Annotated in this window: 20 protein-coding genes; 13 read left to right on the top strand and 7 right to left on the bottom strand. The window is 64.8% G+C overall.

Annotated elements, in window-relative coordinates:
* Positions 1 to 3: 3 nt before the first annotated feature.
* On the bottom strand, positions 4 to 2,058 hold the full coding sequence (locus ACP4XC_RS16880; protein ID WP_427171662.1) for a TPM domain-containing protein: 2,055 nt from the start codon (positions 2,056 to 2,058) through the stop codon (positions 4 to 6).
* A 295-nt stretch (positions 2,059 to 2,353) separates the two neighbouring features.
* Between ACP4XC_RS16880 and ACP4XC_RS16875 the strand changes: the two genes are divergently transcribed.
* The 6 genes from ACP4XC_RS16875 to ACP4XC_RS16850 all read left to right on the top strand — a co-directional run bounded on the left by ACP4XC_RS16875 (position 2,354) and on the right by ACP4XC_RS16850 (position 8,747).
* Positions 2,354 to 3,937 carry a trypsin-like peptidase domain-containing protein gene (locus ACP4XC_RS16875; protein WP_427171660.1) on the top strand — a complete coding sequence of 528 codons (1,584 nt, stop codon included), beginning with the start codon at positions 2,354 to 2,356 and terminating at the stop codon, positions 3,935 to 3,937.
* A 207-nt stretch (positions 3,938 to 4,144) separates the two neighbouring features.
* On the top strand, positions 4,145 to 4,945 hold the full coding sequence (locus ACP4XC_RS16870) for an electron transfer flavoprotein subunit beta/FixA family protein (protein ID WP_427175141.1): 801 nt from the start codon (positions 4,145 to 4,147) through the stop codon (positions 4,943 to 4,945).
* A 14-nt stretch (positions 4,946 to 4,959) separates the two neighbouring features.
* Positions 4,960 to 5,913, top strand: a complete 954-nt coding sequence (locus ACP4XC_RS16865) for an electron transfer flavoprotein subunit alpha/FixB family protein (protein WP_427171658.1) — start codon at positions 4,960 to 4,962, stop codon at positions 5,911 to 5,913.
* A gap of 4 nt (positions 5,914 to 5,917) precedes the next feature.
* Entirely contained in the window at positions 5,918 to 6,697 is a 780-nt protein-coding gene (locus ACP4XC_RS16860) for a PIG-L deacetylase family protein (RefSeq protein WP_427171656.1), read from the top strand.
* 74 nt (positions 6,698 to 6,771) lie between these two features.
* Positions 6,772 to 7,314, top strand: coding sequence for a gluconokinase (locus ACP4XC_RS16855; RefSeq protein ID WP_427171654.1), 543 nt, complete (start codon positions 6,772 to 6,774; stop codon positions 7,312 to 7,314).
* 20 nt (positions 7,315 to 7,334) lie between these two features.
* Positions 7,335 to 8,747, top strand: coding sequence for a gluconate:H+ symporter (locus ACP4XC_RS16850; RefSeq protein WP_427171652.1), 1,413 nt, complete (start codon positions 7,335 to 7,337; stop codon positions 8,745 to 8,747).
* 154 nt (positions 8,748 to 8,901) lie between these two features.
* On the opposite strand, the gene ACP4XC_RS16845 is transcribed toward ACP4XC_RS16850, so the two are convergent.
* The 5 genes from ACP4XC_RS16845 to ACP4XC_RS16825 all read right to left on the bottom strand — a co-directional run bounded on the left by ACP4XC_RS16845 (position 8,902) and on the right by ACP4XC_RS16825 (position 12,676).
* The gene (locus tag ACP4XC_RS16845) at positions 8,902 to 9,804 is read right to left on the bottom strand and encodes an anti-sigma factor (protein ID WP_427171650.1); all 903 of its coding nucleotides are present in this window, start codon (positions 9,802 to 9,804) and stop codon (positions 8,902 to 8,904) included.
* A gap of 1 nt (position 9,805) precedes the next feature.
* Positions 9,806 to 10,411 carry a sigma-70 family RNA polymerase sigma factor gene (locus ACP4XC_RS16840; protein ID WP_427171648.1) on the bottom strand — a complete coding sequence of 202 codons (606 nt, stop codon included), beginning with the start codon at positions 10,409 to 10,411 and terminating at the stop codon, positions 9,806 to 9,808.
* 192 nt (positions 10,412 to 10,603) lie between these two features.
* A complete protein-coding gene (locus tag ACP4XC_RS16835) occupies positions 10,604 to 11,071 on the bottom strand; it encodes a tRNA (cytidine(34)-2'-O)-methyltransferase (RefSeq protein ID WP_427171646.1) in 468 nt (155 codons plus the stop codon).
* Positions 11,072 to 11,143: 72 nt separating this feature from the next.
* Positions 11,144 to 12,088: a J domain-containing protein gene (locus tag ACP4XC_RS16830; RefSeq protein ID WP_427171644.1), complete on the bottom strand. Its 945-nt coding sequence runs from the start codon at positions 12,086 to 12,088 to the stop codon at positions 11,144 to 11,146.
* Between the two features lie 171 nt (positions 12,089 to 12,259).
* Complete coding sequence (locus ACP4XC_RS16825) at positions 12,260 to 12,676, bottom strand: hypothetical protein (protein WP_427171642.1); 417 nt, start codon at positions 12,674 to 12,676, stop codon at positions 12,260 to 12,262.
* Positions 12,677 to 12,767: 91 nt separating this feature from the next.
* Here ACP4XC_RS16825 and ACP4XC_RS16820 point away from each other — a divergent pair, with 91 nt between their 5' ends.
* Entirely contained in the window at positions 12,768 to 13,430 is a 663-nt protein-coding gene (locus tag ACP4XC_RS16820; protein WP_427171640.1) for a helix-turn-helix transcriptional regulator, read from the top strand.
* A 9-nt stretch (positions 13,431 to 13,439) separates the two neighbouring features.
* Positions 13,440 to 14,669 carry a cysteine desulfurase family protein gene (locus ACP4XC_RS16815; protein WP_427171638.1) on the top strand — a complete coding sequence of 410 codons (1,230 nt, stop codon included), beginning with the start codon at positions 13,440 to 13,442 and terminating at the stop codon, positions 14,667 to 14,669.
* Here the strand turns inward: ACP4XC_RS16815 and ACP4XC_RS16810 are convergent.
* Positions 14,648 to 15,946: an NAD(P)/FAD-dependent oxidoreductase gene (locus ACP4XC_RS16810; RefSeq protein ID WP_427171636.1), complete on the bottom strand. Its 1,299-nt coding sequence runs from the start codon at positions 15,944 to 15,946 to the stop codon at positions 14,648 to 14,650. The two genes, ACP4XC_RS16815 and ACP4XC_RS16810, sit on opposite strands and share 22 nt — an antisense overlap.
* Before the next feature lie 236 nt (positions 15,947 to 16,182).
* On the opposite strand from ACP4XC_RS16810, the gene mnmA reads away from it, so the two are divergent.
* The 5 genes from mnmA (at position 16,183) to ACP4XC_RS16785 (ending at position 23,317) form a co-directional block, all read left to right on the top strand.
* Positions 16,183 to 17,322: a tRNA 2-thiouridine(34) synthase MnmA gene (gene mnmA / locus ACP4XC_RS16805; protein WP_427171634.1), complete on the top strand. Its 1,140-nt coding sequence runs from the start codon at positions 16,183 to 16,185 to the stop codon at positions 17,320 to 17,322.
* A gap of 405 nt (positions 17,323 to 17,727) precedes the next feature.
* Complete coding sequence (locus ACP4XC_RS16800) at positions 17,728 to 19,362, top strand: ABC transporter substrate-binding protein (protein WP_427171632.1); 1,635 nt, start codon at positions 17,728 to 17,730, stop codon at positions 19,360 to 19,362.
* A 133-nt stretch (positions 19,363 to 19,495) separates the two neighbouring features.
* Positions 19,496 to 20,587 (top strand): ABC transporter permease, encoded by a 1,092-nt coding sequence (locus tag ACP4XC_RS16795; RefSeq protein ID WP_427171630.1) that lies wholly within the window; start codon positions 19,496 to 19,498, stop codon positions 20,585 to 20,587.
* Between the two features lies 1 nt (position 20,588).
* Positions 20,589 to 21,608, top strand: coding sequence for an ABC transporter permease (locus ACP4XC_RS16790; RefSeq protein ID WP_427171628.1), 1,020 nt, complete (start codon positions 20,589 to 20,591; stop codon positions 21,606 to 21,608).
* On the top strand, positions 21,605 to 23,317 hold the full coding sequence (locus tag ACP4XC_RS16785) for an ABC transporter ATP-binding protein (RefSeq protein ID WP_427171626.1): 1,713 nt from the start codon (positions 21,605 to 21,607) through the stop codon (positions 23,315 to 23,317). The genes ACP4XC_RS16790 and ACP4XC_RS16785 overlap by 4 nt, the downstream gene beginning before the upstream one ends.
* Positions 23,318 to 23,371 lie beyond the last annotated feature (54 nt).

Genomic DNA, 23,371 nt, shown 5'->3' with positions numbered 1-23,371 from the left:
GGGTTAGAAGCTGCCGGAGTCTCCGCCGCCGAAGTCCCCGCCGCCGCCGCCAAAGTCGCCGCCGCCGCCCCAGCCTCCGCCGTCGCCGCCACCCCATCCGCCATCGCCGCCGCCACCCCAGCCGCCACCGCCGCCGCCGTGAAGGATGGAGTTGATGAGGATGCCGCCAAGGATGGCGCCGCCAAGGCCGCCGCCGCCACCACCACCGAACATTCCGCCCCGGCCGTAACCCTGGTTCGCGAAGCCGCCGAACTGGTCAACGTCGCCCTGCGCGAGCTGTGCAGCCTGGGCCGCCAGCGCGTGGGCCTGTTGTGCGTACGTCAGTGCGGTCACGGGGTCGTTCCGGGAGATGGACAAGGCGTAGTCGAGGTTCCGCTGGGCCTCAGCCAGCCGGGTGCGTGCCTCCGGGCCGACGCCGCCGCGCCGCGCCGTGATGTAGTCAGAAGTGGCGCTGATCTGGGCCTGGGCGGACATCACGGTCTGCTGCAGCGACGCCTGGGCGCGGCGTGCCTGCTCCTGCTGGTCGCGGATGCCGGTCAAGGACTGGTCAAGTGACTGATGGGCACCCTCCACGCGCGCCAGGGTCGCAATGGGATCGATCTTCCCGGCCTGGATCTCTGCCTTGACCTGGGCCAGCGCAGCCTCGACGCCTGCCACCGGGCCGGCCAGTTCCTGGTGGGCGCCCGACTGGATCATGGCCCTGGCCTGCGCGAGGTCTTGCGAGGTGTCCACCATCGCGGCGTCAAGCGCGGTCCGGGCATCATCCAGGCTTGCTGCGACCTTGGTGATGGCGTCGATCAGAACAGTTGTCTGGTGAAGACTTTCTTCCGCGGCCCGGACAGCAACAGCTGCCAGGCTGCTGTCGCCAGAGGCCAGTTTGTCGTGCGCTGTGGCGGTGGCCGTCTGGACGAACGCCAGCCGCTCCTTGGCCTGACCGATGTTGTCGGAAACCTGCGCCAGTGCGCTCTCCGCATATTTGGCGCGCAGGGACGCAAGCGTCTGGTCGGCCGTGGCGATTCTGGCGTCGGCTTCCTTGGCGCCGGCATTCACCGCCGCGAGAGCCTGGGGCGCGTTCTTCTCCAGCTCCCGAAGAGCGTCAAAGTCCGCCTTCTGCTCCTGGAGGGATTTCAAGGCGGCCTCTGAACGGCGGATGATTTCCCCCAGCCAGGTTCTCTGTTGTTCTTCTGTGTCAGGGATGTGGTCATCCAGCTGTTGCTGAAGCTTGAAGGACTCCGTCATATGGCCCTTGGCCTCCTGCAGCGCCTTGGTGAAATTGCCGACGGCGGAATCGCCATATTGTGCCTGGGCGAAGCCGAGCTCCTGCTCGCTGGACTTGATGGCGTCATCGGCCTCAATGAGGAGTGAACCGCTCTTGCGGCGCAGTTCCTCAACGCTGAGGGACGCCAGGGGATCGAGGTCCGCCCCCTGCGGTCCGTAACTGGCGCCCGACGCCTGTGCCGTCTTCCTGCGGCGGTTGCGGAAGTAGAGATAGGCGCCCACACCGCCGGCGGCCACGAGGCCGGTACCGACCAACACGGCGCTGCCCGCGCCGCCTCCCGAGGAGACAGAACCGCTGCCTCCGCCGGCGGCGTCGCCGACGGCGGAGGCGGTGTCAATTGCCGCCTGGGCAAAGTCCCGCTTGCCGCCCGCAAGGTTGGCGACGATGGCGTTTTGGCTGATGTTGCTCGTCTTTGAGGCGATTGCGCTGGCCGAGTTTGGCGCGAAGTAGTATTTGCCGTCATCGGACATGGCGAGGATAACGTCCGCCTTGCCCATGCCCTTCTTCGTGGCGACGGCCTGGGCCCAGGACTTGGGGTCGGAGGGATTCGTGAATGTCTTCACTGTGACCACGTACAGGTTGTACTTGTGGTCCTTCAGGAGCTTCTGGACAGCGTCCTGGACCTCTGCCTTTCGGCTTCCCAGCACATTGGCGTTGTCCACGATGTTCTGCCCGGACGGGATTGTCACCGGATCCTCGGCCCAGGCGGCCGTGGCAGGAACCGCCAGCAGTCCCGCCAAGCCGATCACGGCGAGGAGACGTTTGAACTTAGACCACATGTGCAACCCTTCAGCACTTCTGCGACTGATTCGGGCCGAGCCAGTCGTCACAGAATGCAGCAGCGCCCCCACGCAGATGTAAAGCCGCAGGTCGCTGTGGCAATTCCATTTGATTCTATGGTGCACCTATATGCCCGTCCACCAACGGGAATATGCCACCAGCGAAACGCGCTGGAAGTGTGGCAGGGGCTGAACAACGAGGATGAAGAACGTTCAGGAAGCTCCCAGCGAACGTCCGCTTTAGTGTCAGTCGTAGCATCCATACTTAATGCAGACACGGATGAAAGGAAGTCCAATGACTGAGAACCCAGCACAGGGTGCATCGTCTGATAACCGGGAACCGCAGGAGGGTCAGCCCGCACGGCCGGCCCAGGACCCCCGGCCGCTGGACGGCGACCGCCGTGCGGAGGCGGCATCCGCTGGAACCTCAGCTCAGGACAACCCGACGATGCGGCTTGAACAGCCGGAGGACGCACCGCGGCCGGTCTACCAGCAGCACGAGCCGTTCTATGGACACCAGAACGGGCCGTCCACCCAGCAGTTCAATTCCCCGGGCCATGGATCGCCGGCGGGCAACGGGCAGTACGGCACTCCCCACTACGGCGCCCACCCGGGCAGCCAGCCCCAGCCCGGAAACCCTTACGCGAACGACCCCGCCCATGCCCCCAAGCGCAAACCTGCCTTCGGCGTTGGAACCCTGGTGGCCAGCATCCTCGCGGCCGGTCTGGTGGGCGGCGGAGTGGTGGCGGCCAGTGATCAGTTGCTGGGTAGCCACACCACATCGGTGTCCAGCGGCAGCAATCAGCCCGGCACGGTCATTGTCAACAACAAGGACGACGTCAACGTGATCACGGCCGCGGCACTGAAGGCCTCGCCCAGCGTGGTGACCATCAAGGCGACCAGCGGCAGTGACGGCGGCACGGGGTCAGGGATCATCCTGGACAACGAGGGCCACATCCTCACCAATACCCACGTGGTGACGCTGGACGGGAAGACCGCCAACGCCGTCGTCGAGGTCCGCACCAGCGACGGTAAGGTCCTTACGGCCAAAATCGTCGGGACGGACCCGTTGTCCGACCTCGCCGTGATCAAGGTGGACAACGCGGCCGGCCTCGTTCCCGCGACGCTGGGCGATTCCGGGAAGCTGAACGTCGGCGACACCGCTGTGGCCATTGGCTCGCCGCTCGGCCTCACCGGCACAGTGACCGACGGCATCATCTCCACTCTCAACCGGACCATCAGCGTTGCATCCTCCGCCGCGCCGAAGGACGGCGCGGACAACTCCCAGAACGGTGGCCAAGGCTTCCAGTTCGCGCCTCCGGGTGGCGGCGGGACCCAGAGCACCACAAACCAGGGCTCGATCTCCATCAATGTGATCCAGACCGACGCGGCCATCAACCCCGGTAACTCCGGCGGTGCGCTCGTCAACACAAAGGGTGAGATCATCGGCGTCAACGTGGCGATCGCCTCCGCTGGCGGTGACTCCAGCGGCAGTAGCAGCAGCGGCAACATCGGCGTCGGCTTCAGTATTCCCATTAACAATGCCAAGCGTGTGGCGCAGGAAATCATCAGCACGGGCAAAGCCACCCACGGCCAGTTCGGTGTCAGCGTGAAGCCCAAGTCGGCCAACTCCGCATCCTCCGGGTTCTCAGTCGGCGCCGAGGTTGCCACGGTGGAATCCGGGTCCGCGGCCGCCAAAGCGGGAATCAAGGTGGGCGACGTCGTGACGAAGTTCCAGGGGCTGACCATCAGTGATCCGAATCAGTTGACGGCAGCCGTGCGGGAACAGGCAGCGGGCGCTTCGGTGAAGGTGACGGTTCTCCGTAACGGCCAGGAGCAGGACCTCGACGTGACGCTGGGCGCCGCAGCGGAACAGTAAGCAGCGCGTCGACGACGGCGGGGACACCCTCACGGTGTTCCCGCCGTCGCCTTCTGTGCTGACACAGGCGTTAACGGGACCGCGCGGGTCTGCCGCTATATGGTTAGCTAGGTTCTACCTGCATCCCGGTCAGCTCCGCGGCCATGACCCTACCCGGGTGGCTATCCACAACCACGGACGGCTGCTGTACAGAAAGTGGAAGAGACATTGAAGATCATCGTCCTGGTCAAGCATGTACCAGACGCACAATTGGACCGTCACCTCAACGCCGAGGACAAGACCACAGACCGTTCCGATAGCATCCTGTCCGAGCTGGACGAGTACGCCCTGGAAGCGGCGTTGCAGCTGATCGAGGCCCGCGGCGGCGCGAAGGGCGGCAACCAGGTGATAGCTCTGAGCATGGGACCGTCCGGCGCCGTCAACGCCATCAAAAAATCCCTCCAGATCGGTGCCACCGAGGGCGTCCACCTCAGCGACGACGCCCTCGCGGGCTCCGACGCCGCGGCTACGTCCCTTGCGCTGGCAGCAGCCATCCGGCATCTCGGAGAGGACAGCCCGGTGGACCTTGTCCTGACGGGCATGGCATCAACCGACGGCGAAACATCGCTTGTGCCCGCCCAGCTGGCTGAACGCCTGGGGCTCCCGCAGGTGACTTTTGCCTCTGAGCTGGAGGTCGACGACGGCCGCGTCATCGCCCGCCGCGACGGCGACACCCACTACGACACCATCGAGGCACCGCTGCCGGCGGTCGTCTCGGTAACGGACCAGATCAACGAACCACGTTTCCCCAATTTCAAGGGGATCATCGCGGCTAAGCGAAAGACCATCACCGCGCTTTCCCTGGCCGACATTGGTGTGGATCCGGCCGAGGTGGGCACATCGGGCTCGTGGACGGCGGTACAGACAGCCAACGCAAGGCCGCCGCGCACCGCTGGCACCATCATCACCGACGAAGGAGACGCCGGCATCAAGCTGGTGGACTTCCTGGCCGCCCAGAAGCTGCTCTAAGAGGATTCCAGAACATGGCTCAAGTACTCGTATTCATTGACAACCCCGGCCACGCGATCAAGAAGAGCAGCCAGGAGCTGCTGACGATCGGCCGCTCGCTGGGGACCGTGGCGGTCGCCTTCAACGGAGAGCTGAACGACGACGTCGCGGCCGCCCTGGGCGCCAACGGCGCCGCGGCCATCTACCGTCCGTCCGCCGACGACCTCGACGATTACCTCGTTGCCCCGAAAGCGGCCTACCTTGCAGCGGCCGTCGCCGCCTCCGGTGCGTCCACGGTCCTGTTGGAGAACTCGTTCGACGGCAAGGAAATCGCGGCGCGGCTTGGCATCAAGCTGGGCGCGGGAGTCATCACCGACGTCGTGGCGGTGGAGCCGGACGGCACGGCGCACAAGTCGGTACTGGCAGGTTCCTACACCACAACCGCCAAAGCCACTACGGCTGTTTCCGTGCTCACGGTGAAGCCCAACAGTGTCACCCCGGAGCCGGCAGAGGATCCTTCCACGCCGGAAATCCTCACTCTGGACGTCCCCGCAGGGTCGTCCTCCGCGGCAGCCCGGATCACGGGCCGCAAGGACAAGCCCGCCAGCGGCCGCCCCGACCTCACCGAGGCACGGATCGTGGTGGCCGGCGGCCGCGGGGTCGACGGCGACTTCGGGCCCGTGGAGGAACTGGCGGACGCCCTCGGCGCCGCAGTGGGCGCATCACGCGCCGCCACCGATGCAGGCTGGATCGGCCACGACGCGCAGGTGGGCCAGACGGGCAAGACCGTCTCGCCGCAGCTTTACATCTCCGCCGGGATCTCCGGCGCAATCCAGCAAAAGGCGGGCATGCAGACGGCCAAGGTGATCGTGGCCGTCAACAAGGACGCGGAGTCGCCCGTCTTCGAGATCGCCGACTTCGGCATCATCGGCGATCTTTTCAAGGTCCTCCCGCAGGCGACCGAAGAAATCAAGAAGCGCAAAGGCTGATTAGTTGAGCACGAATGCTGGATCAGCGCAGAGCCCGTTCAACCCGGACCATCACCGGGTTGAGCGGGTCCTTTGTTTTGCCGCCCACCCGGACGACATTGACTTCGGCGCAGCCGGAACAATTGCGGCGTGGACCGACGCCGGCGTCCAGGTCAGCTACTGCATCATGACCGACGGCGACGCCGGCGGCTTCGACCCGGCGCAGCGAGAAGCGATCGTAGCCCTGCGGAACCAGGAGCAGCGCCGGGCGGCCGCCCTCGTCGGAGTGTCTGACATCCACTACCTGCACCAGCTGGACGGTTATCTGGAGCCTTCACACGAGGTCATGAAAGGTGTGGTGAAACTGATCCGGGAAATCCGTCCCGACGTCGTTCTCTCCATGCACCCCGAACGCAACTGGAACCGGATTCAGAAGAGCCACCCGGACCATCTCGCCGTGGGGGAGTCGGTGACCCGGGCCGTCTATCCGGCCGTGGAGAATCCCTTCGCCTACCCGGAACTGGCCGAGTCGGGCCTTGAGGCCTACAAGCTGCCGTGGCTCTGGCTGTATGCCGGCCCCGAGGACCGCGAGAACCACTTCGTGGATGTCACAGGACAGGTGGACCGGAAACTTGCCGCAATCCACGTGCACACGAGCCAGCACCCTGACCGTGAGGCGATGGACCGGACTGTCCGCGGCATGATGCTAGACCTCGGACGTCGCGCCGGGCTTTCCGAGGGCGGCAGCGCCGAGTCATTCCACGTGGTCGCCATTAACGGTTCGGACACCATCGCCGGATTCTAGTTTGCCCGAAATGTAACCGGTGTCATATGCTGGCCTCTGTTTAAATCATATTTATTCATGGAAGGCAGACTTTGATGGCGAAGACTGCGCAGCAGCCGGTACTGGTGATCATGGGCGTCTCAGGATCCGGTAAATCAACTGTGGCTGGCCTCGTGGCCGGCAGGCTTGGATGGGACCTCGCCGAAGGCGACGATCTGCACCCTGCGTCGAATGTGGCGAAGATGCAGGCCGGGGAGCCGCTGACCGATGAGGACCGGTGGCCCTGGCTGGAAACGATCGCGGACTGGATCCGGGCCCACGCCGACGCGGGAACGCCCGGCGTAGTGACCTGCTCGGCACTCAAGAAACGCTACCGGGACGTCCTTCGTGGCGAGAATGTGGTCTTTGTGTTCCTGCAGGGAAGCAAGGACCGGATCTCAGACCGGCTGGCGTCGCGGCACGGGCACTTCATGCCGCCCGCCCTGCTCGAATCGCAATTCGACGCCCTGGAAGCGCCCACGGAGGATGAAAACCACATCGCCCTGTGCGTCTCAGCCACTCCGTCGGAAGAAGCGCAGGAAATCATTGACCGGCTCCATCTGGATCCGGCAGGCGCAGCAGCGCCGCAATTACCTTAATCCGCACTTAGGAACATATTTTGAATTTTCAGATAGCAACGCAGCTACCTGCTGCCGTCGAGGGCTGGACCGGCCACGACACTCAATTGCTGGTCGTCGCGGCCATAGGCATCGCACTCATTGTGGTGCTGATCGCCAAGTTCAAGCTGCACCCTTTCCTTGCGCTCGTGCTCGGTTCCGCGTTTGTTGGGCTGGCCTCCGGCGTGGAGTTTGCGAAGATCATCTCCAACTTCGAAGACGGCGTGGGTGGTGTCCTGAAGGAGGTGGGCCTGCTGATTGCGCTGGGAGCCATGCTGGGTAAGCTTCTGGCTGACTCCGGCGGTGCGAACCGGGTGGTGGACACGCTGCTCGCCAAGGCAAGCGGCAACAAGGTCGTCTGGTCCATCACGCTGGTGGCTGTGATCATCGGGCTGCCGATGTTCTTCGAGATCGGACTCGTCCTGCTGCTCCCGGTGATCGTCCTGGTCACCCAGCGGTCCAAAATGCCCCTGATGCGGATTGCCATCCCGGCACTGGCCGGCCTGTCCGTGCTTCACGGACTTGTTCCCCCGCACCCCGGACCGTTGATCGCCATCAGCGCCGTCAAAGCCGAACTGGGCACCACCCTTGCCCTTGGGCTCCTGGTGGCCGTCCCCACAGTGATCATCTGTGGACCCCTCTTCTCGCGGCTGGCCGCGAAGTGGGTACCCGTCGGAGCTCCGGCGGTGGCCGGCGGCATCGACACCCAGCACGCCGCTGACACCGAAGGCCTCAAGCGCCAGCCCACTTTCGCCGTCACACTGATGACCATCATTTTCCCCGTGGTGTTGATGCTCCTCAAGGCTGTTGTGGACATCATCTGGGCGGATGCGAAGACCGCACCGGCGGCCCGCACGTTCTTTGACTTTGTCGGCCAGCCGCTGGTCGCCATGACGCTTGCCGTGCTGCTGGCAATCTTCACCTTCGGCTACGCGGTGGGCTTTAGCGGAAACAGGATCACGAACAAGATCGGTGCCAGCCTTGGCCCCATTGCCGCGATCCTGCTGATCGTGGGCGCTGGCGGCGGCTTCAAACAGACCCTCATCGGTGCCGGTGTTGGCGATGCCGTGAAGAAATGGGCTGAGGGAACCAACATGTCGGTTCTGGTTCTGGGCTTCATTGTGGCCGTTGCCTTGCGACTGGCCACCGGATCCGCCACCGTGGCAACTGTGACCGCGGCGGGGATCGTGGCGCCCCTGGCCAGCTCGCTGACACCGACCCACGCCGCCCTGCTGGCCTTGGCGATCGGCACCGGCTCATTGTTCCTCTCGCACGTCAACGACGCCGGCTTCTGGCTTGTCAAGGAGCTCTTCGGACTGTCGGTGGGCCAGACGTTCAAGACCTGGTCCGTGATGGAAACGCTGATTTCGGTGGTCGGCTTCGGCTTCGTGATGCTGCTGTCCCTGATTATCTGACCCCACTTGGGCCGGTGCCTCAGCCGCCGCCTGAGGGCATTAACTTGGGGCATTAAACGGTGAAGCCGCACGGACCTTGATCCTATCCAAGCGATGGGAATCAAGGACCGCGCGGCTTTTGCCGTTTGTGGAGCCTGCCTAAGCCCCCGCCCGCCTAAGCCCCGAGCGGGGCCGCGGCGACGGTGGGCAGGGTGGGCGACTTGGAGCCACCCGCCGGCTCAACCGTGATCCCCAGGGCGGCCGCCGATCCAATGCCCTTGACCACAGCGGGTTTGGACAGTGCCTCAGCGTCCATGAGGCCCTCCGAGACCGGGGCGGAGCCGTCCTTCGGGATAAGCCACATCTGGTACACCTTGCCGGGAGGCGGTGCGGGAACTCCATTCATCTTGACCACAACGGCGTCTTTCGACGACGAAATAGACACGGTGGCTGTGCCGCCGCCATTGACGTCCACCGTTGCCTGGCGCACGTCCTGCGCCTGCAGCACCTGGTTGAGGGGATCGTTCTGGGCGGCCACGTAAGCCCCGACGCCCACACCGCCAAGCGCGATGACCGCAGCCGCTGCCACGCCCACCAGCCAGTTGCGCAGTCCGGGTGTCCGGCGTCGTTCTTCCTTGCGCTTGCGGGCGGCCCCGAGTTCGTCCACGGCCGTGGGAGCGCCGGGCTCCTGCACATGTTCACGCACAGTCGGTGCGAGAGCGGGCGCTGCCGGGGTATGAGGGGGTGATGGGGCAGGGCGAATGGGGGAAGCGGCGGGCTGGGCCGGCAGCTGGGCCACGATCCGGTCGAAGAGCCCTGCCGGTGGTTCGTCCTCAGCCGTGAAGCTGACAGCCAGGGTTTCCCGTGCCTGACGGACGCGCTGGTCAAACGCGTCACGCTCGGCCTGGGGTGCGGTGGAGATGTACCGCTCGATCGCGGCACGTTCGGAATCGCTCACCGCGTCCAGCGCGTAGACCTCGGCCAGGTCCACGGCCCGTCCGGACTCCAGATCGGTGGCGATTTCGTGGGTAAACGTCCGGGGGACTCCGCCGCTGCCCGATTGATTCATTTCAGTCATCTCAACTCACCCCCAGACAGGTCTTCAAGCGGATCAGTCCATCGCGGATACGGGACTTGATGGTGGGCACGGCCGCGTTTAGTTTTTCGGCCACTTCGCGGTAAGTCAGGCCGCCGTAGTAGGCAAGCCGCACCGATTGCTGCTGTGTCTCCGTGAGGGTATCCAGGCATCTGACGACGGCCTCGGCCTCCAGCCTGCTCCCGACTTCGTCGGAGACGGAGTCGTGATCGATCTCCTGGCTGCTTGCCCCGTATTTGGCTTCCCTGTCGGTGGAGGATTGGGTGGAACGAACCTTGTCCACGGCGCGGCGGTGGGAAATGGTCATCAGCCAGGCCAGCGGGCTGCCGGCGTCGGGATTGAACTTTGCGGCATTTTGCCACACCTGGAGGAACACTTCCTGCGTTGTGTCCTCGCTGAGTTCGGCGTCGACGAGCACGCGCCGCGCCATGCCGAAAACGCGCCGGGAGGTGAGCTGGTAGAACTCGGCGAACGCGCCTTGATCACCCTGGGCGATCTGTTGCAACAATTCGCCCAGACGGCGGTTCACATCCACGGCCGTCCCCGGGGGAGCGGTGGCCTCAGGATTCGGGGCGTTCGGAGTTTCCATCACTGTCAAGCATATGTCGCCGCAGGGGGATCCTTCAGCAACTTGACCGCTCGCGGCAATGACGTGGCCGGCCCGGGACGGCAGCGGTGTTCTTCGCACCTGCAATGTGGTCACCTGCTGCTCCTCGCCATCCCGTTGGTCGCCTTTAGAAGTAATTCGGTGTGGCGGCCGGGGCGGATGGGGGCAGGCGGGCTAAATCTTGGCGCCGGCAAAGCCGTTCTGACGCCAGGCCTCATAGACCGCGATTGAGGCGGCGTTGGCCAGGTTGAGCGAACGCAGGGAAGGCAGCATGGGCAGTCGCACCCGGGAAGTCACGTGCGGGTCGTGCTTGATGGCCTCGGGTAGTCCCACGGACTCCTGGCCGAACAAGAGCACGTCCCCGGGACGGTAACTGACCTCCGCATAGGGGGTCTCGCCGTCGGAGGTGAAGGCATAGACCCGTTCAGGCTGCAAGGCCTCCCACGCCGCGGTGATGTTCTTATGGACCGTCACGACGGCAAGATCGTGATAGTCCAAGCCTGCGCGTCGGAGTTTGGCGTCGGAAAAATCGAAGCCCAAAGGCTCCACCAGGTGAAGCTCGGCGCCCGTGATGGCGGCCAGCCGGATGGCGTTACCTGTATTGCCGGGAATTTCGGGGGTGTGGAAGAGGATGCGGAACACTGTTCCATCCTAGCGATGCGTCAGCCCGGTCTCGGCCCGGTCTTCGGCATCGACCGTGTTCCGCCAGCCGGGCTAATGCATGCCCCGGAGCAATCTGGCCAGCACTGGGACGTTGACCGTGTTCGGTGCAGGACCGGATGCCAGGAATTCCTTGAGCCCCCGGACCAGCCCGGCCCCGTTAACCACCTGGACCGTTTCATGGCCCCGGGGCGAGCGCCGGTGCTGGTCGATTACGGGCTCATGAAGGTTGCCGTCCGGGCTATGGACCACCAACCACCCGGTCACGTTCAATTCCGGGAAAATGTCCTGCATGCGACGAACCACGTGCGCCAGCTGGGGTGGCGCAATGGCCCTCCCGCCCTGGTTGAGCGTGCTGCCGTTCCAGGCGTAGACGCCTTTCGGCAGCAGCATGGAGCCGATCAGCGCCAAGCGGTAGCCGGCCAGCAGGGCATGGTCGATGTGGCTGTTGTCCGCGGGGGACTGCAGGCCGTTGATCAGCCTCGCGGCCGGGATGGCGGGGAGAATCTGCCGGGTGATGAGCTGCACCGTGCGCATTTCGCGCTGGATCCGGGCCTCCGCCCCAAAAATCCCGCGCTTGCGGGGCATGCCGTGGACCTGCCGGCTGGCCAGGTCCTCGGGTATGAGCGGCACTTCCCCGGACTCCGGCTCGTACGGCGGCACATAGACGGCCGCATCGCCTGCGGTGTTGCGGGGTGTGTTGGGGCGGCGGACCGTCGCCGAGGCCTTGCTGCCGGCGGCAGGCGCGTCGAAGTGGGCGCCGGTGTCCATGCGCGGTCCTGTGGCCGCTGCAGCGTATGAACGGTCGTACGCTGCCCGGCGTTGGGGATCGATGAGGGTTTCGTAAGCCAGCGTCACTCGCCGGAACACGGCGGCGTCCCCGCCGTGGTCGGGGTGCGCCAGCCGGGCAGCCTTGCGGTAGGCCACCTTGATTTCTTTATCCGTCGCCGTCACGGGAAGGCGGAGGACTTGGTAGTGGGAGCTGCTGCCCTGGGTCAAGCACGGTCCTCTTCTTGTTGGTTCCAGTCCACTCAGGCAGTCCGGTTCCGCCCAGTTTAACTGTCATATGCCCAACGTCCGTGCCGGGCGCCTTGGTTCCCGGCGCGGCGGACGGCGGCGCAATGAGTGTCCACAGTGCTGCCGTCCGCGTAGCCATCGCCCTGGGCCGACCTAGCGCCGGGAGCCCTGCGGCGAGAGCCGGTTCAGTGCCAAAGCGCCGACCAGCAGTCCGAAATCGCGGAGCGCGATGTCGTAAAAGCTGCCAAGCAGGATGAGGTTGACGATGATGCCCAGCAACCACACCGCCACCAGGAGCGAACCAAAGCGGGGCCGGAAGGCCACGGCGAGGCCGGCAACGATCTCCACTCCGCCCACGATGTACATGATGGTTTGGGCGGGGAGAGGCACAACCGAGGTTGCTACCGGAGCAAGATAAACCGTCCAGTGGGTGAGCACATTCGTGAACTTGTCCAGGCCGAAGATGATCGGCGCCACGGTGAAGACGGTGCGAAGCAGCAGGTATGCCTGATGAACGTGACCTGCCTCAAGCGGGCGGCCGGTGTCTTTCAGGGCGGTGAGTGGTTTCATGGTGGAGCTCCTTCTAAAAGTAGGTATTACGATTTTAGAAAGCTCCGGCCAATTAAGCAATAGATCTTGCTTTTAGAGATAGGCTGGTTTTATGCCTAGACTTCCGTGGACGAGCCGGCTTGCGGCCCTGGCCTCCCTTGGCGACGAGAATCGCAGGAGGCTGTTTTCCTTCGTGGCGGCGGCAGGGAATGCAGTCAGCAGGGACGACGCCGCCAGCGCCCTCGCGCTGCCCCGCAGCACCGCCTCGTTTCACTTGGATAGGCTCGTGCAGGATGGCCTGCTTGTCATAGAGTTCCGGAAGTTGGGCGGCAAGGCCGGGCCTGGGTCCGGGAGGCCGGCTAAAATGTACCGGCCGGCGCACGCGGAAGTGGATGCATCCGTGCCGGACCGCAATTACGATCTTGCCGGTGAACTGCTGGCCGGTGCGATAGAGAACTCCGCGATTGCCGGCGAGCCGGTCCAGACTGCCCTTGTGCGGACCTCCTACGCCAAGGGGCAGGAAATGACTGCCGGTGATGGCGGCTTTGTCGAGTTCCTTACCTCGGAAGGCTATGAGCCCGCGCCCGATGGAGACGGGGGCTATGCGTTGGTGAACTGTCCGTTCCACCGGCTTGCACAAGGGCACAAGACCGTGGTCTGCGCCATGAATGGAGCGTTCCTGCGGGGCGCGGCCGCTGGCTGCGGCGTTCCCGAGGACCGGGTGGCGGAGAACAGCGTCCCCGGGCAATGCTGTGCCAGGATCACGCGGCCCTAGAATTGGTGTGTGTCCGTTTACCTCGATCATGCCGCCACCACCCCCATCGCCGCAGAGGCGCTGGCTGCCCTGACCAGCGAGCTCGCCAGGACCGGGAACCCGTCCTCGCTGCACGGCTCGGGACGCCGCGCCCGCCGCTCAGTGGAGGACGCCCGCGAGATCATCGCCACGGCAGCGGGGGCGCACCCTTCCGAGATCATCTTCACCTCCGGCGGCACCGAGGCCGACAACCTTGCCGTTAAGGGCCTCTATTGGGCCCGGCGTGACGCGGAGCCGGGCCGGACCCGGATACTCTGCTCCGCCGTCGAGCACCATGCGGTCCTTGACACTGTGGAATGGCTGGCGCGCCACGAGGGCGCCGACGTTTGCTGGCTTGCCGTTGACGCCGAGGGCGTAATTGACCTCGAGGCCCTTAAATCCGAGCTTGCGCGCGATCCCGCGTCCATCGCCTTGGTCACCGTGATGTGGGCCAATAACGAGGTGGGCACCATCCAGCCGGTGCGGGACATCGTCGAGGCCGCGCACGCCGCCGGGGTTCCGGTCCATTCGGACGCGGTTCAGGCGTTTGGCTCGGTGCCGGTGGATTTCCGAGTGAGCGGCTTGGACGCCATGTCGATTTCCGGCCACAAGATCGGCGGCCCGGTCGGTGTCGGCGCGCTGTTGCTCGGCCGGTCCGTGAAGTTGACGCCGGTGCAGCACGGTGGCGGCCAGGAACGGGACGTCAGGTCCGGCACGCTGGATACAGCATCGATTGCAGCCTTCGCTGCCGCCGCGGAATCCGCGACGCGTCATCTCGGGGCGGAATCCGCGCGGATCTCGGGGCTGCGGGACCGGCTGATCGCCGGTGTCCAGGCCGCCGTGCCGGATGCCGTGCTGCGCGGTGCGGGCGGTCAGGGCCGCCTGCCGGGAAACGCCCATTTCACCTTCCCCGGCTGCGAGGGCGACTCGCTGCTGTTCCTGCTGGACCTTGCGGGCATCGAATCCTCCACGGGATCGGCCTGCACCGCCGGAGTGCCCCGGCCATCCCACGTCCTGTTGGCGATGGGGCTGGACGAGGAGACGGCGCGGGGTGCCCAGCGTTTCTCTCTGGGACATTCGTCCACCGATGCCGATGTCGATGCCCTGTTGGCCGCTCTCCCCGGCGCCTACGACCGGGCACGCCAGGCGGGCATGGCCGGGCATGAATCCTCGATCCAGACCGCCGGCACCGTGGCGCGTCAGGCGTCCGAGAGAAGCTGATCCAGCGCTACCTCAGGATTCTTCAGCCTGTCCGGGTCAACCACTGAGCGGCTGGTTATGAGGGCTTTGATGGCTTTTTGGTTACGTGGCCGGTTGACGGTCATGCCTGCCACCACCTTGCCGTCGCGCTGCCAGAAAGCAATGAATTCCCGGTCGCCCAGCGATCCCCGAATCACAGGGGCCGTCCCCGCCGCCAGCGTGGGGAATCCTGAGTACTCCATGCTGACGTCGAACTGGTCGGTGTAGAAGTAAGGAACGGCGTCCAGGACGGCGGGCTGCCCGAGCATGGCCTTGGCGGCCACTTTTCCGCCGTTCAGGGCGTTGGACCAATGCTCACTGCGGTGGTGTTCGCCGGTGAACGGGTGCAGGGCGTTGGCGACGTCGCCGGCTGCGAAGATGCCGGCGCTGCTGGTCCGCAACGATGCGTCGGTCAGGACCCCGTTTTGGAGCTCCAGGCCCGCCGAGGCGGCCAGGGCGGTCTCCGGCGAGACACCCACAGCGATCACCACGACGTCGGCCGGCACCTCCTCGCCGGAATCCGTGACGACGGCGGTAGCGCGCCCGGCGTCGCCCCTGATCTCGACGGCGGAGGCGGCCAGCCGGAACCGCACGCCGCGGGATTCATGGAGCGACTGAAAGAACGCGCCGAGTTCAGGCCCGATCGCCCCGCTGAGCGGAACGTCCTCCAAGCCCAACAAGGTGACCCGGTTTCCGTAGGAACTTGCCGCGGCGGCCAGTTCCATGCCTATCCAGCCCGAGCCGACCATCACCACGTTCCTGCCGCCGGACGCCAATGTCTCACGAAGCCGGCGGCTGTCACCCAGGGTCCGGAACGTGGTCACCCCCTCGAATCCGGTGCCCGGGATCCGCAGGTTCCGGGGGAGGGCCCCGGTGGCGAGCAATAGCGAACCGTATCCCAGGGTGTCGCCGTCCGAGAGTTCCACGGCCTGTGACTGGGGGTGGATGGCGGTGACGGAGACGCCCAGGCGCAGATCGACGTCGTTCCGGGCGTACCAGGACTCGGGCACGATTTCGACAGCATCCTCTCCGGAGGTGCCCAGGAGGTAGTCCTTGGACAGCGGCGGCCGCAGGTAGGGAGGCTGTGACTCCGCGCCAATAATAGTGATCCGGCCTGAGAATCCCTCCGTGCGAAGGGTGCGCGCCGCCGTGGCGCCGGCCAGGCCGCCGCCGGCGATCACGATGCTTTCGGGTGCCTTCTCCCGATGTGCTTCGGCGACTCTTGCAGCATCTTCTTCGACATTTTCTTGGACAGGCATGGGGATTGGCTCGATTCCTCGAAGCCGGTCTCGCGGACCGGGAGTTTCTAAAACTAGTAACGTTGACGTTAGAAGCCCATGCCAGGGATCGTCAAGAGTCTTGGGACCTGCTCGAGGGCTTGAACCGAAGACGCAGTAGAATGGACGGGCATGTAGTGTGCCCGGCAGCGGCCGGGAGCGCGCGCCCCAGTCAAATCCCCCCAGTCAAATCCCCACGTTTCCTACAGAAAGCCAGCATGCGAGTTCTTGCAGCCATGAGCGGCGGAGTCGATTCCGCCGTCGCCGCCGCCCGCGCCGTCGAGGCAGGACACGACGTCGTCGGAGTCCACCTGGCGCTGTCCAGGATGCCCGGAACGCTCCGTACCGGCAGCCGCGGCTGCTGCACGATAGAGGACTCCCGCGATGCCTGGCGCGCCTGCGACGTCCTGGGCATCCCCTACTACGTGTGGGACTTTTCCGAGCGGTTCAAGGAAGATGTGGTCCAGGACTTCATCGACGAGTACGCCGCCGGACGCACCCCGAACCCCTGCATGCGCTGCAACGAGCGCATCAAGTTCGCCGCACTCCTGGAGAAGGCCATTGCACTGGGTTTCGATGCCGTCTGCACGGGCCACTACGCCAAAGTGATTACCGACGCCGACGGAAATCCTGAGCTCCACCGTGCCGCGGACTGGGCCAAGGACCAGAGCTATGTGCTCGGCGTGCTGACCCATGAGCAGCTTAAGCACTCCATGTTCCCGCTGGCGGACACGCCGTCCAAGGCCGAGGTCCGCGCGGACGCTGAATGCCGCGGCCTCTCCGTTGCCAACAAGCCGGACAGCCATGACATCTGCTTCATCCCCGACGGCGACACCGCCGGCTGGCTGGCCGAGAAGATCGAGATGACCACTGGCGACATCGTGGATGAAACCGGGTCCAAGGTGGGGGAGCACCCCGGGGCGAACGCCTTCACCGTGGGCCAGCGCCGCGGCCTGAAACTGGGGACGCCGGCCGCCGACGGCAAGCCGCGCTTTGTGCTCGAAATCCGGCCGAAGGAAAACAAGGTGGTCGTGGGGCCGGAAGCGCTTCTGGCCATCGACGAGATCCGCGGCATCAAGGTCTCGTGGGCGGGCCTTCCCATTGCTGAAGTTGCCACCGGCGACGAGTTCGACTGCTACGCCCAGGTGCGCGCGCATGGTGACCCCGTCCCTGCCGTCGCGCACATGGAACTGGAATCCGACGACGATGGCGCGACCCGGGGGAACCTTGTGGTGACCCTGACCACTCCGCTGCGTGGCGTGGCCCCCGGCCAGACGGTGGTCCTTTACCAGGGCACCCGCGTCCTGGGACAGGCGACGATTGACGCCGCGCGCTCGCTGCAGCGCGCAGCGCTCTAATAGCGCGCAGCGCTTTAATGCTGACGCTCTAACAGCGCGCCGCGCTCAAGACTGATGCGCTGGCACAGGTACGTCAGCTGTTCGCGGGGCAGCCCGCTCCGAATCGCCGCCCCTCTTTGGCGCGCCTGCTCTCGGCGCCGCAGCGACCGCCCGCCCACTTCAATGCGCCCTGGCTGGCCGGGCTGAGCCGTCCGCGTACCGTGCCGACGAAGGGCCCTAATCCTGAAGAAAGCGATAGCCGGAACCCAATCAGGTAAATTTTGTGTCTCATCTCACAAGATGCAACGTTTTACCAACCGGACGTCTGGTTGAATCGAGGGATCAGGACAGCGCGCTGCCCTTACGAGTCAACCTGATCTGCATTCCGGGCAGCGCGCGAGTACTCATCGAACAGAAAGTTCACAGATGGCAATGAACAAAAAGGCCTTGCAGAGCGCTATCGCGCTCGCGGGCGTTTCCGCGTTTGCACTGACTGCCTGCACGGGTCCGTCCGGCGGCGCCACGGCATCAGGCAGCGCGGGCGGCGGGGGCAGCATAACGTACGGCACCACTGACAAAGTGGTAACCCTTGACCCGGCCGGCTCCTACGACGCCGGTTCCTTCATGGTGATGAACCAGGTTTATCCCTTCCTGCTCAACGCCAAGCCGGGAACGGCCGATTCCAGCCCGGACATCGCCGAGTCCGCGTCGTTCACCACTCCCACCGAGTACACCGTCAAACTCAAGTCCGGGCTCAAGTTCGCCAACGGGCACGCGCTGACGGCGTCCGACGTGAAGTTCTCCATCGACCGCGTTGTCAAGATCGCCGACGACAACGGGCCGGCCTCGCTTCTGGGCAACCTTGCTTCCGTTGCTGTCAAAGACGACACCACGGTGGTTTTCACCCTCAAGCAAGGCAACGACCAGGTTTTCCCCGGCGTCCTCGCCTCCAACGCCGGACCGATCGTCGACGAAGAGGTCTTCCCGGCCGACAAGCTGATGAGCGACGACGAGATCGTCAAGGCCAAGCCGTTCGCCGGCCAGTACACCATCGAGAGCTACAAGAAGAACGAGCTCATCAGCCTTAAGGTCAACCCAGACTACAAAGGACTCCTCGGCAAGCCCGCAAATGATGGCGCCACCATCAAGTACTACGCGGACTCCAACAACCTCAAGCTCGACGTCCAGCAGGGCAACATCGACGTAGCCGGGCGCAGCCTGACTGCGACCGACGCCGCCGACCTGGACAAGGACTCCAAGGTCAAGGTCCACAAGGGCCCCGGTGGCGAGCTGCGCTACATCGTCTTCAACTTCGACACCATGCCGTTCGGCGCCAAGGCCCCCGACGCCGATCCCGCCAAGGCCCTGGCCGTTCGCCAGGCCATGGCCGATGTGGTGGACCGCGACGCCATCGCCACCCAGGTCTACAAGGGCACCTACCTTCCGGCTTATTCGGTGGTCCCGGACGGCTTCGTCGGCGCCATCAAGCCGCTCAAGGACATGTACGGCGACGGCAACGGCAAGCCGAGCCTGGACAACGCGAAGAAGGCGTTCAGCGACGCCGGCGTGTCGGCACCGGTGAACCTGAAACTTCAGTACAACCCGGATCACTACGGCAAGTCCTCGGGCGACGAGTACGCCATGATCAAGGAACAGCTGGAGAAGTCGGGCCTTTTCAAGGTTGACCTTCAGTCCACCGAGTGGGTCACCTACTCCAAGGACCGCACGAAGGACGTCTACCCCGTTTACCAGCTCGGCTGGTTCCCGGATTACTCCGACGCCGACAACTACCTGACCCCGTTCTTCATCCCGGGCAACTTCCTCAAGAACCACTACGAGAACCCCACCGTCACGGACCTGATCAAGAAGCAGCTCACGACCGTTGACAAGTCAGAGCGCGAAAAGGTGCTCGGTGACGCCCAAACCGCCGTCGCCAAGGACCTCCCGACGCTGCCGCTGCTGCAGGGCGCCCAGCTGATGGTCTCCGGTGCAGACGTCAAGGGAGTGGACCAGACCCTGGACGCTTCCTTCAAGACCCGTCTTGGTCTCATTTCCAAGTAGGTCCATTTCCCCATCCGGTTCTGACCAGCCAGGGAGGCGGGGCGCCTGTACGGCGTCCCGCCTTTCCTGCTGGCATCAGAACAGCAGATTCCGGGCAGCTAACCGTGCCCCGGAAACACACATTTAGGCAGTAATGACAACTCTTATCGAGGCGCCGCCAACCGACGCCGACGGCCTCTTGCCGACAAAGAAGAAGAAGTCCGGTGGGGGACTGGGCCAGTACATCCTGATCAGGTTCCTGCTGATCTTTCCGACTATTTTTATCCTCGTGACGCTTGTGTTCTTCCTGATGCGGATCACGGGCGACCCCATCACCGCGGCCTTGGGCGGACGGCTCCCGCCGGAACAGCTCCAGGAACGAATCCACGCTGCAGGTTACGACCGGCCCATCCTGGTCCAGTATTTTGAGTACCTGGCCCAACTGATAACCGGCAACTTCGGCACCACGCTTTCGGACAACCGCAAGGTGTCCGAAATGCTCACCACATACGGTTCGGCCACGCTGGAGCTGTCCATCAACGCCGTGCTCGTGGCGCTTCTGGTGGGAATCCCGCTGGGAATGATCGCGGCGCACCGCCGGGACAAGGCTCCCGACGCCGTGCTCCGCATCTTCGCGATCCTCTGCTACGCCACTCCGGTCTTCTTCGCGGGCATGCTCCTCAAGCTGACCTTCTCGGTGTGGCTGGGATGGCTGCCCGTGGCCGGTCGCGCCAAGACCTCCAGCGAGCTCGCCCTTACCGCGCTCCAGGCACCCACCGGTATCTATTGGCTGGATGCATTGCGCAGCGGGAACATGGCCGCGCTCGGTGACGTGATGGCCCATGCAGTGCTTCCGGCGCTTGCCCTCGGACTGCTGACCGCCGGTATCTTTCTCCGGCTCGTGCGCACCAACGTGATCGGAACCCTGGGCAAGGATTACGTGGAAGCCGGACGGTCCCGCGGCGTCAGCGAATTCCGCCTGGTCACCAAGCACGCCTACAAGCCCGCCCTGATCCCCATCATCACCGTGATGGGACTCCAGATCGCGGTGATGCTCGGCGGCGCTGTGCTGACCGAAACCACCTTCGAATGGAAGGGCCTCGGCTTCCAGCTGGCAACCTACCTGACTGCCCGTGACTTTGTTGCCGTCCAGGGCATCGTGGTCCTGCTTGCCGTGATTGTGGCCGTGACCAACTTCATCGTGGACATTGTCGCCGCGCTGATCGACCCCCGCGTGAGGTACTGATATGAGCACCGACCAGACTGTCGCAGCCCCCCACCGCGGGGAACCGTGGTTCCGGCGGCTGCCCGTCGTGTCCCACCTGAACAAGAGCGTTGGTCTCCAGCGCGGCATGCTCGTGGGCGGACTGGTTCTCACGGGATTGTTCCTGCTGACCGCCATTTTCGCCCCGCTCATTGCACCCTACGGCTATTCCCAGATTTCGGACGCCGACGGAAGCTTCCCCACACAGCAGGCACCGGCCGGGAAGCACCTGCTCGGCACCACGGTGGGCGGCTACGACGTGTTCTCCCGCGTGGTCTGGGGTGCCCAGACGGCGATCATGGTCATCATTGTGGCCGTCGTGATGTCGATCTTCATCGGCGTCATCCTCGGCCTCGTCAGCGGTTACTTTGGCGGCTGGCTGGACCGGATCCTGGTGGTGGTGGCGGACGCGGTCTACGCCTTCCCGTCACTGCTGGTGGCCATTGTCATGGCCATCGTGATCAGCGGAGGCCAGTCGAGCCTGCTGGGCGGCATCCTTGCCGCCGCAATTTCCATCACCGTGGTGTTCATTCCCCAGTATTTCCGGGTGATCCGCGCTGAGACCATCCGGTTGAAGGCGGAGCCGTTCGTGGAATCGGCCAAGGTGGTGGGCGCCTCCAACGTCCGTATCATGAGCCGTCACATCTTCAAGAACGCCACCAGGACGCTGCCGCTGATCTTCACGCTGAACGCGTCCGAAGCCATCCTGACGCTCGCGGGCCTCGGATTCCTCGGCTTCGGCATCGAGCCGACGTCGGCGGCCGAATGGGGATTCGACCTCAACAAGGCGCTGGCGGACACCACCTCCGGAATCTGGTGGACGGGTGTGTTCCCCGGCCTGGCCATCGTCCTGACCGTCCTGGGACTGACCCTCGTGGGCGAAAGCATCAACGACCTCAACGACCCCCGGCTGCGGGGGCGCAAGCGTGCCGCCGGGAAGGCCGCGCCTGGCCCCTCGTCGGGCACGCAGGTGGCATCCGAAGTAGAAGTGAGAAGTTCATGAGCATCAATATCGGTTCAGTGACGGACCAGCGCGATGCCGGCATCCGTCCGGTCCTGGAAATCGACCACCTGAAGGTCACTTTTGCCACCGACAGCGGCGACGTCTATGCCGTGAAGGACGTCAGCCTGGACGTGGCAGCCGGAGAGGTGGTGGCCATCGTGGGGGAGTCCGGATCCGGAAAGACCGTTACGGCCAAGACCATCCTGGGGCTTCTTCCGGAAACCGCCACGAGCTCCGGCGCAGTGCTCATCAACGGCAACAACGTCATCAGCGTCAGCGCGGCCAAGCTGCGGCAGATCCGTGGCCGGGATGTGGCCATGGTATTCCAGGAACCGTCCACAGCACTGAACCCCGTCTTCACCGTCGGGTGGCAGATCGCCGAAGGCATCCGTGCGCACGCCGGAAGCAGCGGACACCGCGTCTCCGCCAAGGAGGCCAAATCACGCGCGATTGAAGCCCTTCGCAAGGTTGGCATCCCGGACGCCGAGAAGCGGGTCAACTACTATCCGCACCAGTTCTCCGGCGGCCAGAAGCAGCGCGTGGTCATTGCTGCCGCCCTCGCACTGAACCCCGGGCTGATCGTGGCCGACGAACCCACCACCGCGCTGGATGTCACGGTCCAGGCCGAGATTCTTCAGCTCCTGCGGGACCTGAGGGACAAATACGGAACGTCCATTGTGCTGATCACCCACAATATGGGGGTAGTGGCCGACCTCGCCGACCGCGTTGTGGTGATGTATCAGGGCGACGTGGTGGAAGAGGCCCCGGCCAGGGTCCTCTTCGCGGAGCCGAAGCAGGACTACACCCGCAAACTGCTTGCCGCCGTGCCCCACCTCGGCCGGCATTCGGCGTCCGAGGGCATGACCGGCCGCGCCCACCAGGGCGGCAAGGTGCTGGTCGAGGCCAAGAACCTGACCATCGAGTATCCGGGCAGGCTGGGCAGCCCCGGGTTCAAGGCAGTGGATGGCGTCAGCTTCACGGTGTCCGAGCGCGAGGTGTTCGGACTGGTGGGTGAATCGGGGTCCGGCAAAACCACCATCGGCCGGGCCATCGCCGGGCTTAACCGGACCACCGGCGGCAGCCTGAAGGTACTCGGCTACGAGATGCTGAACCTGAAGGAGCGGACGTTCAAACCACTCCGCAAGGAGATCGGTTTTGTGTTCCAGGATCCCGCAGCCTCGTTCAACCCGCAGTTGACCATCGGCGATTGCGTGGCGGAGCCGCTCATCATCCACAGCAATCCCACGCCGGCCCAGGCGCGGAAGCGGGTCGGTGAGCTGCTCGAATCAGTGCAATTGCCGGCGTCGTACGCTGAGCGGTTCCCGCACGAGCTCTCCGGGGGGCAGCGCCAGAGGGCGTCGTTGGCGAGGGCATTGATCCTGAACCCGAAACTGCTGATTGCCGACGAACCGACGTCGGCCCTGGACGTCTCGGTGCAGGCCGTCGTGCTTGAACTCTTCAAGGAAATCCAGCAGGAGTTCGGCTTTGCGGCGTTGTTCATCAGCCACGACCTCGCCGTGGTGGACATGCTCTCCCACTGGGTGGGTGTGCTGTACAAGGGCAAGCTCGTGGAGCAGGGTCTTGGCAACCAGGTCATGGGCGCACCGCAGCATGACTACACCCGAAGGCTCATCGCCTCGCTCCCGGTACCGGATCCTGACGAACAGGCCCGGCGCAGGGAAGAAAACCGGGCGCTGCTCGCGGGCTGATCCGCCGGGGCATGCGCAGGAAATGCCCGCCGTCCGTTAGGGACGGCGGGCATT

It is taken from the genome of Arthrobacter sp. 92 (assembly GCF_050260325.1).
GTDB lineage: Bacteria > Actinomycetota > Actinomycetes > Actinomycetales > Micrococcaceae > Arthrobacter.
Note: the sequence above shows the minus strand (reverse complement) of the source record. Positions and strands in the feature narration are given on the sequence as shown.

What these genes read in the sequence shown, in the direction of transcription:
- ACP4XC_RS16865 (WP_427171658.1), top strand. Translation starts at nt 4,960, where the DNA reads ATGGCTCAAGTACTCGTATTCATTGACAACCCCGGCCACGCGATCAAG.
- mnmA (WP_427171634.1), top strand. Translation starts at nt 16,183, where the DNA reads ATGCGAGTTCTTGCAGCCATGAGCGGCGGAGTCGATTCCGCCGTCGCC.
- ACP4XC_RS16825 (WP_427171642.1), bottom strand. Translation starts at nt 12,676, where the DNA reads ATGAAACCACTCACCGCCCTGAAAGACACCGGCCGCCCGCTTGAGGCA.
- ACP4XC_RS16880 (WP_427171662.1), bottom strand. Translation starts at nt 2,058, where the DNA reads ATGTGGTCTAAGTTCAAACGTCTCCTCGCCGTGATCGGCTTGGCGGGA.
- ACP4XC_RS16790 (WP_427171628.1), top strand. Translation starts at nt 20,589, where the DNA reads ATGAGCACCGACCAGACTGTCGCAGCCCCCCACCGCGGGGAACCGTGG.
- ACP4XC_RS16855 (WP_427171654.1), top strand. Translation starts at nt 6,772, where the DNA reads ATGGCGAAGACTGCGCAGCAGCCGGTACTGGTGATCATGGGCGTCTCA.
- ACP4XC_RS16800 (WP_427171632.1), top strand. Translation starts at nt 17,728, where the DNA reads ATGGCAATGAACAAAAAGGCCTTGCAGAGCGCTATCGCGCTCGCGGGC.
- ACP4XC_RS16785 (WP_427171626.1), top strand. Translation starts at nt 21,605, where the DNA reads ATGAGCATCAATATCGGTTCAGTGACGGACCAGCGCGATGCCGGCATC.
- ACP4XC_RS16820 (WP_427171640.1), top strand. Translation starts at nt 12,768, where the DNA reads ATGCCTAGACTTCCGTGGACGAGCCGGCTTGCGGCCCTGGCCTCCCTT.
- ACP4XC_RS16840 (WP_427171648.1), bottom strand. Translation starts at nt 10,411, where the DNA reads ATGGAAACTCCGAACGCCCCGAATCCTGAGGCCACCGCTCCCCCGGGG.
- ACP4XC_RS16795 (WP_427171630.1), top strand. Translation starts at nt 19,496, where the DNA reads ATGACAACTCTTATCGAGGCGCCGCCAACCGACGCCGACGGCCTCTTG.
- ACP4XC_RS16810 (WP_427171636.1), bottom strand. Translation starts at nt 15,946, where the DNA reads ATGCCTGTCCAAGAAAATGTCGAAGAAGATGCTGCAAGAGTCGCCGAA.
- ACP4XC_RS16875 (WP_427171660.1), top strand. Translation starts at nt 2,354, where the DNA reads ATGACTGAGAACCCAGCACAGGGTGCATCGTCTGATAACCGGGAACCG.
- ACP4XC_RS16845 (WP_427171650.1), bottom strand. Translation starts at nt 9,804, where the DNA reads ATGACTGAAATGAATCAATCGGGCAGCGGCGGAGTCCCCCGGACGTTT.